Source organism: Sulfitobacter sp. 1A13368 (genome assembly GCF_043557275.1).
In the GTDB taxonomy this organism is placed as follows: domain Bacteria; phylum Pseudomonadota; class Alphaproteobacteria; order Rhodobacterales; family Rhodobacteraceae; genus Sulfitobacter; species Sulfitobacter faviae.
Genome location: NZ_JBIFFR010000005.1, coordinates 298,003 through 312,201 on the forward strand (window position 1 = coordinate 298,003; position 14,199 = coordinate 312,201).

The window sequence follows — 14,199 nt, forward strand, 5'->3', positions numbered from 1 at the left end:
GCCTGATATGACCGTCGAGCGCGAAAACCTCCACGCCAGCTGCGTGGCGATCAATGGGCGCGGGGTGCTGATCCTTGGCCCGTCCGGCGCGGGCAAATCGGCCCTCGCCCTGCAACTGATCGCTCTCGGTGCCAAGCTGGTGGCCGATGATCGCACCGATATCATGCGCGACGGGGATCAGGTGATCGCCAGCGCCCCCGAGCCGATCCGCGGCCTGATCGAGGCGCGCTATGTCGGCATTCTGCGGGCCGAAGATCACGGCCCCGTGCCGCTGGCCCTTGTCGTCGATCTGGCCCGCACCGAAGACCAGCGCCTTCCCGAAGGGCACAGCCATATGCTACGGGGTGTCACGTTGCCCTGTTTTCACAAATGCGATAGCGCTCATTTTGCGGCAGCAATTCATCTGTATATGTCAGATGTGGAAGAACCGAATTGATCAGTCAGACCTCATCAACAGACCCCGCCCCCCGGCGGTTGGTCCTTGTCACCGGCCCTTCGGGCGCCGGGCGGTCCTCTGCGCTCAACGTGCTTGAAGATGCGGGGTTTGAGGCGATCGACAACCTGCCGCTGCGGCTGCTGCCCGCGCTGCTTGACCGCCCCGGCGATGCGCAATCGGTGGCCTTGGGGATCGACGCCCGCAACCGGGACTTTTCCACCGAAGGCGTGCTGGAGCTGATGGGCCGCCTGACGGCTGAACCGGGGTGGCGCGCGGAACTGCTCTATCTCGACTGCGCCCCCGATGTGCTGCTGCAACGCTTTTCCGAAACCCGCCGCCGCCACCCGCTGGCCCCGGCTGACCGCCCCGTCGACGGGATCGCGCGCGAGCAGGAATTGCTCCACCCGATCCGCGCCCGTGCCGACGTGCTGATCGATACGACAACGCTGAACGTCCACGAGTTGCGCGCCGAGGTCGAGCAATGGTTCGCCCCCGGCGGGCAGCGCCAACTCACGGTCTCGGTACAGAGCTTTTCCTACAAACGGGGCCTTCCGCGCGGCGTTGATGTGGTGCACGACTGCCGCTTTCTGAACAATCCCTATTGGGTGCCCGAATTGCGCAGCGGCGACGGGCGTGACCCTTCCGTCGCGGCCCATGTGGCGGGGGACAAACGCTACGCGGATTTCGCCGACAAGGTGCTCGACCTCAGCCTCCTGCTCCTGCCCGCCTACCGCGAAGAGGGCAAATCCCATATCTCCATCGCCTTTGGCTGCACGGGCGGGCAACACCGCTCTGTCGCCATGGCCGAAGATCACGCTTTGCGCCTTGCAGAGCAGGGCTGGCAGGTGTCAATTAGGCACCGAGAGCTGGACCGTCAGCATCGTGAAGGAAGCAAGCCGTGATCGGGATCGTCATCGTCGCACATGGGGGGCTGGCGCAAGAATATCTTGCCGCCATCGAACATGTCGTGGGATCCCAATTCGGCGTGCGCGCCATCGCCATCGAAGCCGATCATGACCGCGCCGACAAAGAACGCGAGATTTGCGGCGCCGCCGATGCGGTGGACCAAGGCGCCGGTGTGGTGGTTGTCACCGATCTTTTTGGCGGCTCCCCCTCGAACCTCAGCCTCTTGGCTTGCCGCCCGGAAAACCGCCGGATCATCTACGGCGCGAACCTGCCCATGCTGATCAAACTCGCCAAATCGCGGCATATGGATGTGCCCGATGCCGTGCGTGCCGCGCTCGAAGCTGGTAAGAAGTATATCGACAGCCAGAATGTCAGCGCAGGTTAGAAGGCCCCAGGACGTCATGCCCGAATTTTCTTTAAAGATCGTTAACGAAAAAGGCCTGCACGCGCGCGCCTCCGCCAAATTGGTCGAGGTGGTCGAGGCGTTTGATGCCCGCGCCGAAGTCAGCAAGGATGGCATGTCGGCCTCGGGCGACAGTATCATGGGGCTCTTGATGCTCGGCGCGTCGCGCGGCACCACCATTGATGTCCAAACCTCCGGCCCCGATGCCGAGGCCTTGGCCGAAGCTTTGACCGCCCTTGTGGCGGATAAGTTCGGCGAAGGGTTTTAGGCCCGCCAAGCGGGAAAAAGGATCCGCCGACCCCATGGAAGACGTGCAAAACATCGCGGCCGAGCCGGCCCAGACAGCCGACGGCACGGTGACCTTCACCAAATACGACCGCCGCAGCCTGTCCTATGCCTCGACCTTCGATGACCCATGGAAGGCGCGGGTGATCTCCGCGATGGAGCTTTTCACCGGCAAGCTCAAAATCCTGCGGCTGATCCGTAAGTTCGAACAACGCGGCACCCCCTCAGGCCAGGCCTTTTGGCGCGCAGCGCTCGACACGATGGGCATCGATCTGACCACCCCGCAAGAGCAGTTGGACCGCATCCCGAAAGAAGGGCCGGTCGTGGTCGTGGCAAACCACCCCCACGGCATGGTCGACGGTATGATTTTCGCCGATCTCATCGGCCGCGTGCGCCCCGATTACCGCATCCTCACCCGTTCGCTGCTCACTTCCATCGACGAGGTGGCGGGCAGCTACATGATCCCGGTGCCCTTCCCACATGACCCGGATGCGCAGTGCAAAGGCGTAGAAATGCGCGCCAAGGCCATGGCCCATCTCAAGGAAGGCGGTGTCGTGGCGCTCTTCCCCTCAGGCGTCGTTGCGGCCTCGGAAAGCTGGTGGGGCCCGGCGGTCGAAGCGGAATGGAACGTCTTCACCGCCAAGATGATCCGCCGCTCCGGTGCGCAGGTGGTGCCGATGCGCTTCCCGGGCCAGAACAGCCGCGCCTATCAGATCGCCAACAGGCTCAGCCCGATGCTGCGCCAAGGGCTCTTGCTGCATGAAATCGCTCACGCCTGCGACAAACCCCAAGGCCCCATCGTCGGCCACCCGCTCGCCCGCGAAGAGATCGACCGCTGGGCCGACGACCCACGCGGCTTCATGGCTTGGCTGCGCGCCCATACTCTGGCGCTCACCAACTAAACTTCATCCTTTTAAAAATACCCTCGGGGGAATCGCGCCTAGGGCGCGATGGGGGCAGGGCCCCCAACACCCTCGCAACTCAGCGCGTCGGAACGGGCTTTTCGCCGCGGTAGTCATAGAACCCGCGCTGCGTCTTGCGGCCCAACCAACCGGCTTCGACATATTTGGTCAGCAGCGGGCAGGGGCGATATTTTGTATCCGCCAACCCGTCATGCAGAACGTTCATAATGGCAAGGCAGGTGTCCAGACCAATAAAGTCCGCAAGCTCCAATGGCCCCATCGGATGGTTCGCCCCCAGCTTCATCGAACTGTCGATCGACTCGACGTTGCCGACCCCTTCGTAAAGCGTATAGACAGCCTCGTTGATCATTGGCATCAGGATGCGGTTCACGATGAAGGCGGGAAAATCCTCGGCCGAGGCGGCGGTCTTGCCCAAACGGTCCACCACGGCTTTGCAAGCGTCATAGGTCTCGCTGTCCGTGGCGATGCCGCGGATCAATTCGACCAGCTGCATCACCGGCACGGGGTTCATGAAGTGAAAGCCCATGAATTTCTCGGGCCGGTCTGTGCGGCTGGCAAGGCGGGTGATCGAGATCGAGGAAGTGTTCGAGGTCAGGATCGTCGTCGGTTTCAAATGCGGGATCAGGTCTTCAAAGATCGCCTGTTTCACCGTTTCGCGCTCGGTCGCGGCTTCGATCACCAGATCGCTTTGGCCCAGATCGCTTAGCGTCTGCGTCGTGGTGATCCGCGCCATGGCGGCGTCCCGGTCGGCGGCGGTGATCTTCTCGCGGCTGACTTGGCGGTCCATATTGCCTGTCACGGTTTTCATCGCTTTGGCCAGCGCATCGGCGCTGACATCGTTCAGCAGCACGTCGTAGCCTGCCAGCGCCATGACATGGGCGATCCCATTGCCCATTTGCCCCGCTCCCACGATACCGATTGTCTGGATGTCCATGGCCTGTCCTTTGCTTGAGTTCGGCGCACAATAGGGCGCGTGGCGGGGGTGCCGCAAGGGCAGCTGTTTACGAAATCTCACGACAAATTCGCTCGTTAACAGAATCGCAGCCCCTGCTGTGCAATCTGGCATTGGGTGAACAAAAAGGTGGGTTCGATGACCTATGATGCAGTGGGGCCAGCGCCTCTGGACTATTTGCCATGCCGCTATGGCACGTCAAAGCTGATGTTTCGCGGCCCGCGCCGCCGGTTGGAGGCGCCCTATATCGCCTTTCTCGGCGGGACGGAGACCTATGGCAAATTCATTGAAGAGCCGTTTCCCGCGCGGGTCGAGGCCGAGATCGGCAAGACCTGTGTGAACTTCGGCTTTCCCAACGCGGGGATCGACGCTTTTGCCCATGACCCTTTCGTTGCACAGGCCGCCTCGCAGGCAGATGTGACGGTGGTTCAGGTCATGGGGGCGCAGAATATGACCAACCGTTTCTATTCCGTGCACCGGCGTCGGAACGACCGTTTCGTCGGGGCCTCCGCGCTGTTGCAGACGATCTACCGCGAGGTCGATTTCTCGCAGTTCCACTTCAACCGGCACATGCTGACGCACCTCATGCAGGTCTCGCCCGAACGGTTCGAAGCGGTGCGCGCGGAGCTTCAGCAGGCGTGGATGGCGCGCATGCGTTTGATGTTGGGGCAGATACAGGGGCGCACGCTCCTGCTTTGGCTGGCTGACCGCCCGCCGGTCGCGGAGGCAGAGCAGCCGGCGGGAGAGTTGGGCCATGATCCGCTATTCGTGACACGCGAAATGTTGGACGCGGTGGCCCCACACGCCACGGCCAAGATCGAGGTCGTCTCTCCCAAAGATCCCTCAGGGGGGCCGTCCGCTGGCATGGTGGTCAGTGAATTCGAGGTGCAGGCCGCGTCGGAAATGCTGGGCCCGATGGCTCATGCCTCTGCCGCCGCTGCTTTGACCGATGCGCTGCAAAGCATGTCCTGACGCTCCCGGTAGGGGCATGCACGAAAAAGGCCCGCCGAAGACGGCGGGCCTTTGGTGTCTCATATGAGAAGCCTTACAGCTTTTCGATCAGTTCCGGCACCGCGTCGAAGAGGTCTGCCACGAGACCGTAGTCGGCAACTTGGAAGATCGGCGATTCTTCGTCTTTGTTGATCGCGACGATGATCTTGGAGTCTTTCATCCCGGCAAGGTGCTGGATCGCACCCGAGATGCCAACCGCGACATAGAGGTCAGGGGCGACAACTTTGCCAGTCTGGCCAACTTGCCAGTCGTTCGGAGCGTAGCCCGAATCCACCGCCGCGCGGGACGCGCCAACGGCGGCGCCCAGTTTGTCGGCCAGTTTCTCGATCAGGGCGAAGTCCTCTTCGGAGCCGACACCACGACCACCGGAAACCACCACGCCCGCGCTTGTCAGCTCGGGGCGGTCCGATTCGGCGACCTTGTCTTCGACCCATGTGGACAGGCCGGGGTTGTCGGCTGCCGAAATGGTCTCGACCGAGGCGGACCCGCCGTCACCGGCGGCATCGAAGGTCGATGTGCGGAAGGTGATGACCTTCTTCGCGTCGTTGGACTTCACGGTTTGCACCGCGTTGCCCGCGTAGATCGGGCGCTCGAAGGTGTCGGCATCGACAACGCCGGAAGCGTCCGAGATCACCATGACGTCGAGCAGCGCCGCGACGCGGGGCATGATGTTCTTAGCGTCCGTGGTGGCGGGCGCGACGATGTGGTCGTAGTCACCGGCCAGGCTGACGATCAGCGCCGCGGTGGCTTCGGCCAGACGGTGGCCCAGCATCTCGTCCTCGGCGACCAGCACCTTGGAGACGCCATCGATCTTGGCCGCCGCTTCGCCAGCCGCCGCAGCAGAGCTGCCCGCCGCCAGAATGGTCACGTCGCCCAGTTGCTTGGCCGCGGTCACCGCCTTGGCGGTTGCGTCCATCGACAGTTCGCCGTCGGAAATCTCTGCAATCAGAAGAACAGCCATTACACAGCCCCCGCTTCTTTGAGTTTCGCCACAAGCTCGTCGACCGAGCCGACCTTGATGCCAGCGGCGCGTTCCGCGGGCTCTTCGGTCTTCACGACTTCCAAGCGGTTGGAGACGTCGACGCCGTAGTCCTCGGCGGTCTTCTCATCCAGCGGCTTTTTCTTGGCCTTCATGATGTTGGGCAGCGAGGCATAGCGCGGCTCGTTGAGGCGCAGGTCCACGGTGACCACGGTCGGCATGGTAACTTCGATGGTCTGCAAACCGCCGTCGACTTCGCGGGTGACTTTCGCTTTGTCGCCTTCGATGGCGATGTCGGAAGCAAAGGTGGCCTGCGACCAGCCCATCAGCGCCGAGAGCATCTGCCCGGTGGCGTTCATGTCGTTGTCGATTGCCTGCTTGCCGCAGAGCACGAGGCTCGGCTGCTCTTCATCGACCACGGCTTTAAGGATCTTGGCCACGGCCAGCGGTTCGATGTCCTTGTGCACATCGTCCGAGGCCACCACGAGGATCGCGCGGTCGGCACCCATGGCGAGGGCGGTGCGCAGCGTTTCCTGCGCTTGCTTCACACCGATGGAGACGGCGACGACCTCTTCAGCCTGACCGGCTTCTTTCAGACGAATCGCCTGTTCGACGGCGATTTCGTCGAAGGGGTTCATCGACATTTTCACATTGGCAAGATCAACACCCGATCCGTCCGCTTTCACACGAACTTTCACGTTATAGTCGATCACGCGTTTGACAGGCACCAGTACCTTCATGAGCGGTCTCTCTCCTCAGTTTGCGACGCGGGCTGGTGGCCCGGTCTCCCTAATTCTCCAGACGGGTGTAACGAAGCGGATCGGATCAAAACAGGCCAAAATCGGCAGGTTGGCAGTTTTGAACGCGGCGTTTTCCCGGTTTTTCGTCTGTTAGCGCTATTTTACGCCCGGTTCGCCCCCGGCACCCAAAGCACGTCCTCCTTGCCCGCGTTATTGGCCATCCGTGCGGCGACGAAGAACCAATCGCTCAACCGGTTCAGATAGGTCACGCAGGCGGGGTTCACCGCCGTTTGCTCAGTAAGCAACACCGCCAGCCGCTCGGCGCGGCGCGCCACGGTGCGGCAGACATGCAGATGCGCCGCCAGCGCGCGCCCGCCGGGCAGGATGAAGCTGCGCAGCGGCTCCAACTCGGAATTCATCACGTCGATCTCACGCTCCAGCCGGTCGACCTGTTCTTGGGTGACCCGCAGGGGCGGGTATTCCGCATCCTTATCGGCTTCCATATCGGGGCGGCAGAGGTCGGCGCCCAGATCGAAAAGATCGTTTTGAATGCGCGCCAGCGCTTCATCCGTGGCGCCCTTGGCTTCGAGCCGGGCCACCCCCACGAAGCAGTTCAACTCATCCGAAGTGCCATAGGCCTCGACCCGCGCGTCATGTTTGGCGACACGGTCGCCATTGCCAAGGGCTGTGGTGCCCTTGTCCCCAGTGCGGGTGTAAATCTTGTTCAGTACAACCATTAGATCGTGCCCCCTCGGAAATAGACATAGGCAAGGATCAGCAGGACGGCGATGAACTGCGCGATGATCCGCCAGCGCATCAGCTTGTTGGCGTTGCGTTTGTTAAATTTGCCCCCGGTGGCAAAGCCGCCCAGCCCCATCAGGAGCACAACGGCGACCGCCACGACAGAGATCAGGACGATCACGAAAAACGGATCATTTGGCATGGGCTGTCCTTTCGTTGGCCTGAGATGTAGCGGCACAGGGCAGCCGCGCAACCAAAATCAGCGACTGGTGACCCAGTCCAGCGTGCGCGTCGGCAGGATACGCCGTAAAACACCGCCGATATGCGTTGGGGTTGTGACGAAATAGCGCGGGCGGGGTCGGGGGGATTCGACGGCGTGCACCAGCTTCTCGACCACCGCCTCGGGCGGGAGTTCGAAGCGGTCCTTCTTGCCGCTGTCGTCATAAAGCCGGGGGCGCATGGTGCTTTCATACTCCGCCGCGCGGGGGCTGTTTTGCCAGTCGATCCAGCGCTCGAAACGCGGAATGGCCTTGGTCCGCAGTTTCGAGGTGACGGGGCCGGGTTCGATCAGGATCAACGCAACTCCGGTGCCGCGCATCTCAAGCCGTAGGGTATCGGTCAGCCCTTCAAGGGCGAATTTCGTGGAGTTATACGCCCCGCGCCACGGCATCGCCACCATGCCAAGCACCGAGGAACATTGCACGATCCGCCCGTGCCCCTGCTTGCGCATCACCGGGATCACCGCGCGGGTCAGGCTGTGCCAGCCAAAGAAATTCGCCTCGAATATCTCGCGCAGGGCATCGGTGGGCAGGTCTTCGACCAACCCTGGCGTGGCGTGGGCACCGTTGTTGAACAAAGCGTCGAGCGTGCCGCCGGTTTGGTCCAGCACATGGGCAAGCGCCGCTTGGATGCTGGCCTCATCGGTGTAATCGAGGCGGGGCGCGTCGAATCCTTCGGCTTGCAGCCGGTCGCAATCCGCTTGTTGGCGGCAGGCAGCAAAAACGCGCCAGCCACGGGCGCGCATACCATGCGCGGCGGCATAGCCGATGCCGCTGGAACAGCCGGTTATGAGGATGGAGCGGGTCGCGGACATGCAAAAGGCCCTTCGTTTGAAAGGCCCTTCATCGCGCGATGCTATGGGATTGGCAAGTTAGCCGTTGCTGAGCAGGAAGTCGGCCATCCAGCCGGATTCGCTGCCATCGACGCTGCGGAAACGCACCCAGCCTGCGCCATTGTCTTCGATCACTTCGACAGCGTCGCCTTTGCCGAGCTTGCCGACCACGCCGAAGTTGGTGCCCGGACCGCCGCGGACATTGACGCGGGTGCCGTTGACTTCGCGAATGTCGGCCTGGGTCGTGCTAACAAAGGTCGCGCCGTTGTCAGCGCCTTCGATCAGGCTCGGGATGACAGCGGGCGCATTGGCGCTTGTCGTCGTGTAAGCGGCCTTTTCCACTTTGGGGGCAGGGGTGCTGACGGCCTTGGCCTTCACCACTTTCGCCCCGGCACGGTCCGCAGGGGTGGCCGCGGCCTTTTGCACCATCCCGTCATTGGCCTGCGGCAGGTCGCTCAGCGTCGTGAGGTTCAGCGCCACGCGGGTTGCCGTGGCATCACGCGCAGGGGGCCGTTCGGCGAAGGGGGTGATCGGGCTCTCCGCCTTGCGGGCCGCGTTCGCGGCGGTGGCAGTGACAAGGTTGGAAGAGGGGTTGGCGCTGGCGATCAGGGCCGCCTCAGCCGCTTCGGCGCTGGCCGTTTGCGAGCCTGCGGGCACGAAGTCGGCCCCGCCGCTCATCTCGTAGAATGCCCAGCCCATGAAACCAAATGTCAAAAAGATGAACCGTTTCATTTTTGCTGTTCCTCGTCCCGTGTCAAACCATGTTGCTGTTGAGAGACCAACGCGAAACCTCGCGAATGGTTCATTTCCGATTGGCAAGAATTCGCATAGCCGAAAAGTATTGCTTTTTTCTCACTTGAAACCGTGCCAGCGGCCATTTTGCCGAGTCGGTTGCAGGTAATCTGTCGCTTGCCCGCTCTGGCGTGCTTGGCTAAAAGACCCGTCATGTCAGACACAAGCACACCCCCAGAACTCGACCCAAATGACCTGTCCGAGCCGCTGCGCCGCGCTTTGGGGGATCGTTACCTGACCTATGCGCTGAGCACGATCATGCACCGGGCGCTGCCCGATGCGCGCGACGGGCTGAAGCCGGTGCACCGCCGCATCCTCTACGCCATGCGCGAGCTGCGGCTGTCGTCCACCGGGGGCTTCCGCAAATCGGCGAAGATCTCGGGCGACGTGATGGGTAACTACCACCCGCATGGCGATGCCGCGATCTATGACGCGATGGCGCGCCTGGCGCAGGATTTCAACGTGCGCTACCCGCTGGTCGACGGGCAGGGCAACTTCGGCAACATCGACGGCGACAACCCTGCGGCCTCGCGCTACACCGAGGCGCGGATGACCGCCGTGGCCGAGGCCATGCTGGAAGGGCTGAACGAGAACGCCGTCGACTTCCGCGAAAACTACGATGGCACGCTGACCGAGCCTGCGGTGCTGCCCGCGCAGTTCCCGAACCTTTTGGCCAATGGCTCTTCGGGCATCGCCGTGGGCATGGCGACGAATATCCCGCCGCATAACATCGCCGAGCTTTGCGACGCCTGTATTCACCTGATCAAGACGCCGGACGCGCGCGACGACACACTCTTGAACTACGTCCCCGGCCCGGATTTCCCCACCGGCGGCATCATCGTCGAGCCGCCCGAAAACATCGCCAATGCCTATCGCACAGGTCGCGGCTCCTTCCGGCTTCGCTGCCGTTGGGAGGTCGAGGATCTGGGCCGTGGCGCGTGGCAGATCGTCGTCACCGAGATTCCCTATCAGGTTCAGAAATCCAAGCTGATCGAAAAGATCGCCGAACTGATCCAGACCAAGAAGATCCCGATTCTTGCCGATGTCCGCGACGAATCCGCCGAAGACATCCGCATGATCATTGAGCCGCGCTCGAAGAACGTCGATCCGAACGTGCTGATGGGCATGCTGTTCCGCAACTCCGATCTGGAGGTGCGATTCTCGCTCAACATGAACGTGCTGATCGACGGGCAGACGCCCAAGGTCTGCTCGCTCAAGGAAGTGCTGCGCGCGTTCCTCGACCACCGTCGTGAGGTGCTGCAACGCCGTTCTCGGCACCGGATGGACAAGATCGACCACCGGCTTGAGGTGTTGCAGGGCCTGATCACGGCGTTTTTGAACCTCGACCGGGTGATCGAGATCATCCGCTACGACGAAGACCCCAAGGCCGCGTTGATGTACGAGGATTGGAGCCGCGCGCATCAGGATACGCTGAGCCGCGCGATGGACGAATCCGCCTATGTCTCGCCCTTGGCGGGGGTCGATGTGTCGAAACTGGCGGTCATCGCGGATGCCGAGGCCGAAGCCACCGGCGTGCTGGCTGAAAGTGGTGAGACCCGCGCGATCCCGCACAGCTACGCGGGCCGCGAGAACGGGCTCTCGGACGTGCAGGCCGAGGCGATTCTCAACATGCGGCTGCGGTCCTTGCGGCGTCTGGAAGAAGACGCGCTGGTCGCCGAGCGTGACGCGCTGATGACCGAGCGTGCGGGGCTCGAAGACCTGCTGGAAAGCGAGGACTTGCAATGGTCCACCATCGCCGAGCAGTTGCGCGCGACGAAAAAGCAGTTCGGCAAGGATTGGGTGATCGACGGCGTGAAGCGCGGCCAGCGTCTGACCGAGTTCGACACCGCCGGAGAGGTCGAAGACGTGCCGATCGAGGCGATGATCGACCGCGAGCCGATCACCGTGGTCTGCAGCCAGATGGGCTGGATCCGCGCCATGACCGGCCATATCGACCTGAACCGCGAATTGAAGTTTAAGGACGGCGACGGCCCGCGCTTTATCTTCCATGCCGAGACGACGGACCGGCTGCTGGTCTTCGGCTCGAACGGGCGGTTCTACACCGTCTCCGCCGCCAATCTGCCCGGCGGGCGCGGCATGGGCGAGCCTTTGCGTCTGATGGTTGATCTGCCCAACGAAGTGCAGATCGTGTCACTCTTTATCCACCAGCCGGGGCGCAAGCTGTTGGTTGCCTCGACGGCAGGCGATGGTTTCGTGGTGCCCGAGGATGACGTCGTGGCCCAGACCCGCAGCGGCAAACAGGTGCTCAACGTGCGTGGCGAAGGCGTCTCGGCGCTGGTCTGTCATCCGGTGTCGGGCGATAGCGTTGCCACCGTGGGCGAGAACCGCAAGGTGCTGGTCTTTGGCCTTGATGAGCTGCCCGAGATGGGCCGGGGCAAGGGCGTGCGGCTGCAGAAGTTCAAGGACGGCGGCCTGTCGGATGCCATCACCTTCACGCGCGAGGCGGGTCTCACTTGGCAGGACCCGGCGGGCCGCACGCGGACCGAGGCCGATCTGGCGGAATGGACCGGCAAGCGCGCAAGCTCGGGCCGCATGGCCCCCCGCGGCTTCCCGCGCGACAACAAGTTCACGTGAAACACCCGCGCCCCTCGGGGCGCGGTCAGTCCAGCGGCTCGGCGGTCATCCAGACGCCGCCCTCGGGGCGCAGGGTCAGGATCATCACCGGCTCAGGATCCTTGCCCGGCACCGGCGTGAACTTGAACCGCCCCAGCAGCGTTGCAAGGATGATCACCGCCTCCTGCAGAGCAAAGCTCGCACCGATGCAGATGCGGGGACCGTCCCCAAAGGGCAGATAGGCGTAGCGGTCGATCGCCTTGCGATCGGCAAAGCGTTCGGGGCGGAAGGCATTCGGATCGTCCCAAAGCAATTCGTTCCGGCCAAGCGCGTAGATCGGGATCATCACCGTGTCGCCGGGGCGGATTTCGCGGTCGCAAAGCGTGTCGTGCTTTTGCGCCGTGCGGGAAATGATCCCGGCAGCGGGGTAAAGGCGCAGCGCCTCGTCTATGATCATCCGCACCAAGGGCAATTGGTCCACATCCTCGCCGGTGCAGGCGCGGCCCTGAAGCACCTCGCGCACTTCGGCGCGGGCGCGTTCCTGCATCTCGGGGTCGAAGCCCATCAAGTACATCGACCACGCCAGCGTCAGCGCCGTGGTCTCATGGCCCGCGACGATGAAGGTCAGCAGGTTGTCGCGCAGCTCGCCGGTGTTCATCTGGCGTTTGGTCTTGGGGTCTTCGCCGTCCAAAAGCAGGTCCAGCAGGTCGGGCGTACCGTCATGGCCGCGCGCAACCCGCGCCTCGATCGCCTGATCTGCCATGGCCTTCATCTGCTTCAGCGCCTGACCGGACATCATCCGCCCCGGGCGCGGCAGCCAGTCGGGCAAGCCGAGGATGTCGAAAAGGCTGATCTTGCCAGCCTGGGCGATATAGTCGTCGATGGCGCCATGCACCTTGTCGCGGTCGAAGGTGCCGTCGCCCGAGAAAGTCACGTCGCCGATCACTTCGAAGGTCGTCGTCACCATCTCGTCGAGCATGTTGACCGCGCGCGGCCCGGCTTCGGCGATGCGCTCGGCCGAGCGGGCGGCGGCGGCGCTCATGACGGGGGCGAGGTTGCGCACGTTGCGCTGCGAAAAGACGGGGGCGGCGGCGCGGCGCTGCCAGCGCCAATGCGCGCCCTCGGCGATGAAAAGCGACTCGCCGATGGCCGGGCGCAGCAGGTTCTTGGTGACGTCGGACTTGGGGTAATCCTCCAGCCGGTTAAGGAGGATTTGCCGGATCGCGCCGGGGTCCATCACCATATGCCAGCGCTTGCCGGTCTTGCCCGAGACCATGGGCTGTGTCGTGGCAATCTTGGGAATGATTCTCAGCACGTTGCGCCGCGCCATCTGCAGGCTGCCGAGCATGCCGACAGGCTCGGTAACGAGCGGCACGCGAACGGGCAGGGGGCGGGCTTGGGTCATCTTGCTGTCCTCACTCTGTGTCCAAGATAGACCGGCCCGGGGGCTGCGCAACTGCGGCAAATGATTGCGCCCCTTGGGCCCATCGGCTACCCCTTTTCGAAACCTTAACACCCCTGAGGGATCGCCCATGCTGAGAGTTCTTGCCCTGTTGACCTTCGTCGCGACGCTGGCCGCCTGCAACGGGGCATCCGACCTCGACAAGGCGCCGACCCCGCTGGGGGATTTCAATCTGCACCACAATATCGTGGTGGCCCCCAAGGCGCAGAAGGGGCCGCTCAGCCGCGAGGTGAGCAAGGAAGAACTGGCCGAGGCCGTGCGCGCCGCCACCGCCGAACGCTTTGATCGCTACGAGGGCGAGCGGCTCTATCACTTCGGCATCAGCGTCGAGGGCTACGTGCTGGCCCAGCCGGGCATCCCGCTGGTCTTTGCCCCCAAATCGATCCTGATCCTCAACCTGACGGTCTGGGATGACGCCAAGAACAAGAAGCTGAACCCCGAACCGCATCAGATCACTGTCTTCGAATCCCTCGATCAGGGGCCGGTGGTGGGCTCGGGCTATACCAAATCCGCCGAAGAGCAGCTGAAGAACCTCAGCCAGAACGCGGCCAAGGCGATTGAGACCTATCTGGTTAAGCAAAACCGCGAAGAGGGGTGGTTCAACGGCGGCACAGCCCTGTCCCCCGCCGGGGAGCCCGAGGATAAATAGGCCATAGCCGGGGCGCGCCCGACCGATGCGGCAGGCCCACGGTGGGCTTTAAGTGGCGCCAAGACGCAAGTCTCGCTTGATTTTACCGCTCGAACCCAATACATCGCCCGCCAGATAGGGTTCGGGTCCCCGTTGGGGCCCCTCAATTAAAAGGGCGCCACCATGGCAAAGGCAAAGTTTGAACGCACCAAACCGCACGTCAACATCGGCACGATCGGCCACGTTGACCACGGTA

At 63.1% G+C, this 14,199-nt stretch carries 17 protein-coding genes; 8 read left to right on the forward strand and 9 right to left on the reverse strand.

Going from position 1 to position 14,199, the window contains the following annotated elements; genetic code table 11:
- Positions 1-7 precede the first annotated feature (7 nt).
- The 5 genes from ACGYK4_RS12665 to ACGYK4_RS12685 are packed head-to-tail and all read left to right on the forward strand — an operon-like array spanning position 8 to position 2,932.
- Positions 8-436 (forward strand): HPr kinase/phosphorylase, encoded by a 429-nt coding sequence (locus ACGYK4_RS12665; protein WP_394429353.1) that lies wholly within the window; start codon positions 8-10, stop codon positions 434-436.
- Entirely contained in the window at positions 433-1,338 is a 906-nt protein-coding gene (gene rapZ / locus ACGYK4_RS12670; RefSeq protein WP_168612497.1) for an RNase adapter RapZ, read from the forward strand. Before ACGYK4_RS12665 ends, rapZ begins: the two co-directional genes overlap by 4 nt.
- The gene (locus tag ACGYK4_RS12675) at positions 1,335-1,727 is read left to right on the forward strand and encodes a PTS sugar transporter subunit IIA (RefSeq protein ID WP_067260606.1); all 393 of its coding nucleotides are present in this window, start codon (positions 1,335-1,337) and stop codon (positions 1,725-1,727) included. Before rapZ ends, ACGYK4_RS12675 begins: the two co-directional genes overlap by 4 nt.
- Before the next feature lie 16 nt (positions 1,728-1,743).
- Positions 1,744-2,013, forward strand: coding sequence for an HPr family phosphocarrier protein (locus tag ACGYK4_RS12680; protein ID WP_067260603.1), 270 nt, complete (start codon positions 1,744-1,746; stop codon positions 2,011-2,013).
- Between the two features lie 34 nt (positions 2,014-2,047).
- Positions 2,048-2,932 carry a lysophospholipid acyltransferase family protein gene (locus tag ACGYK4_RS12685; RefSeq protein WP_394456814.1) on the forward strand — a complete coding sequence of 295 codons (885 nt, stop codon included), beginning with the start codon at positions 2,048-2,050 and terminating at the stop codon, positions 2,930-2,932.
- Between the two features lie 79 nt (positions 2,933-3,011).
- On the opposite strand, the gene ACGYK4_RS12690 is transcribed toward ACGYK4_RS12685, so the two are convergent.
- Positions 3,012-3,887, reverse strand: coding sequence for a 3-hydroxybutyryl-CoA dehydrogenase (locus tag ACGYK4_RS12690; RefSeq protein WP_168612495.1), 876 nt, complete (start codon positions 3,885-3,887; stop codon positions 3,012-3,014).
- Positions 3,888-4,043: 156 nt separating this feature from the next.
- On the opposite strand from ACGYK4_RS12690, the gene ACGYK4_RS12695 reads away from it, so the two are divergent.
- Positions 4,044-4,877: a DUF6473 family protein gene (locus tag ACGYK4_RS12695; protein WP_394456816.1), complete on the forward strand. Its 834-nt coding sequence runs from the start codon at positions 4,044-4,046 to the stop codon at positions 4,875-4,877.
- A gap of 73 nt (positions 4,878-4,950) precedes the next feature.
- Here ACGYK4_RS12695 and ACGYK4_RS12700 read toward each other — a convergent pair whose 3' ends face one another.
- From ACGYK4_RS12700 to ACGYK4_RS12725, 6 genes are all read right to left on the reverse strand, one after another.
- Complete coding sequence (locus ACGYK4_RS12700) at positions 4,951-5,877, reverse strand: electron transfer flavoprotein subunit alpha/FixB family protein (RefSeq protein WP_394456818.1); 927 nt, start codon at positions 5,875-5,877, stop codon at positions 4,951-4,953.
- The gene (locus ACGYK4_RS12705; RefSeq protein WP_067260591.1) at positions 5,877-6,635 is read right to left on the reverse strand and encodes an electron transfer flavoprotein subunit beta/FixA family protein; all 759 of its coding nucleotides are present in this window, start codon (positions 6,633-6,635) and stop codon (positions 5,877-5,879) included. The genes ACGYK4_RS12700 and ACGYK4_RS12705 overlap by 1 nt, the downstream gene beginning before the upstream one ends.
- A 161-nt stretch (positions 6,636-6,796) precedes the next feature.
- Positions 6,797-7,372 carry a cob(I)yrinic acid a,c-diamide adenosyltransferase gene (locus ACGYK4_RS12710; protein ID WP_394456820.1) on the reverse strand — a complete coding sequence of 192 codons (576 nt, stop codon included), beginning with the start codon at positions 7,370-7,372 and terminating at the stop codon, positions 6,797-6,799.
- A complete protein-coding gene (locus ACGYK4_RS12715) occupies positions 7,372-7,578 on the reverse strand; it encodes a twin transmembrane helix small protein (protein ID WP_067260586.1) in 207 nt (68 codons plus the stop codon). The genes ACGYK4_RS12710 and ACGYK4_RS12715 overlap by 1 nt, the downstream gene beginning before the upstream one ends.
- A 57-nt stretch (positions 7,579-7,635) precedes the next feature.
- Positions 7,636-8,469 carry an SDR family oxidoreductase gene (locus ACGYK4_RS12720; protein ID WP_394456822.1) on the reverse strand — a complete coding sequence of 278 codons (834 nt, stop codon included), beginning with the start codon at positions 8,467-8,469 and terminating at the stop codon, positions 7,636-7,638.
- Between the two features lie 57 nt (positions 8,470-8,526).
- Positions 8,527-9,219 (reverse strand): SH3 domain-containing protein, encoded by a 693-nt coding sequence (locus tag ACGYK4_RS12725; RefSeq protein WP_394456824.1) that lies wholly within the window; start codon positions 9,217-9,219, stop codon positions 8,527-8,529.
- 213 nt (positions 9,220-9,432) lie between these two features.
- Between ACGYK4_RS12725 and ACGYK4_RS12730 the strand changes: the two genes are divergently transcribed.
- Positions 9,433-11,874 carry a DNA topoisomerase IV subunit A gene (locus tag ACGYK4_RS12730; RefSeq protein WP_394429341.1) on the forward strand — a complete coding sequence of 814 codons (2,442 nt, stop codon included), beginning with the start codon at positions 9,433-9,435 and terminating at the stop codon, positions 11,872-11,874.
- A 25-nt stretch (positions 11,875-11,899) separates the two neighbouring features.
- On the opposite strand, the gene ACGYK4_RS12735 is transcribed toward ACGYK4_RS12730, so the two are convergent.
- Positions 11,900-13,258, reverse strand: a complete 1,359-nt coding sequence (locus tag ACGYK4_RS12735; protein ID WP_394429339.1) for a cytochrome P450 — start codon at positions 13,256-13,258, stop codon at positions 11,900-11,902.
- 127 nt (positions 13,259-13,385) lie between these two features.
- Here ACGYK4_RS12735 and ACGYK4_RS12740 point away from each other — a divergent pair, with 127 nt between their 5' ends.
- A complete protein-coding gene (locus ACGYK4_RS12740; RefSeq protein ID WP_067260571.1) occupies positions 13,386-13,964 on the forward strand; it encodes a hypothetical protein in 579 nt (192 codons plus the stop codon).
- A gap of 48 nt (positions 13,965-14,012) precedes the next feature.
- Here the strand turns inward: ACGYK4_RS12740 and ACGYK4_RS12745 are convergent.
- Positions 14,013-14,199, reverse strand: a 187-nt coding sequence (locus tag ACGYK4_RS12745) for a hypothetical protein (protein WP_394374281.1), incomplete at its 5' end; no start/stop codon positions are given.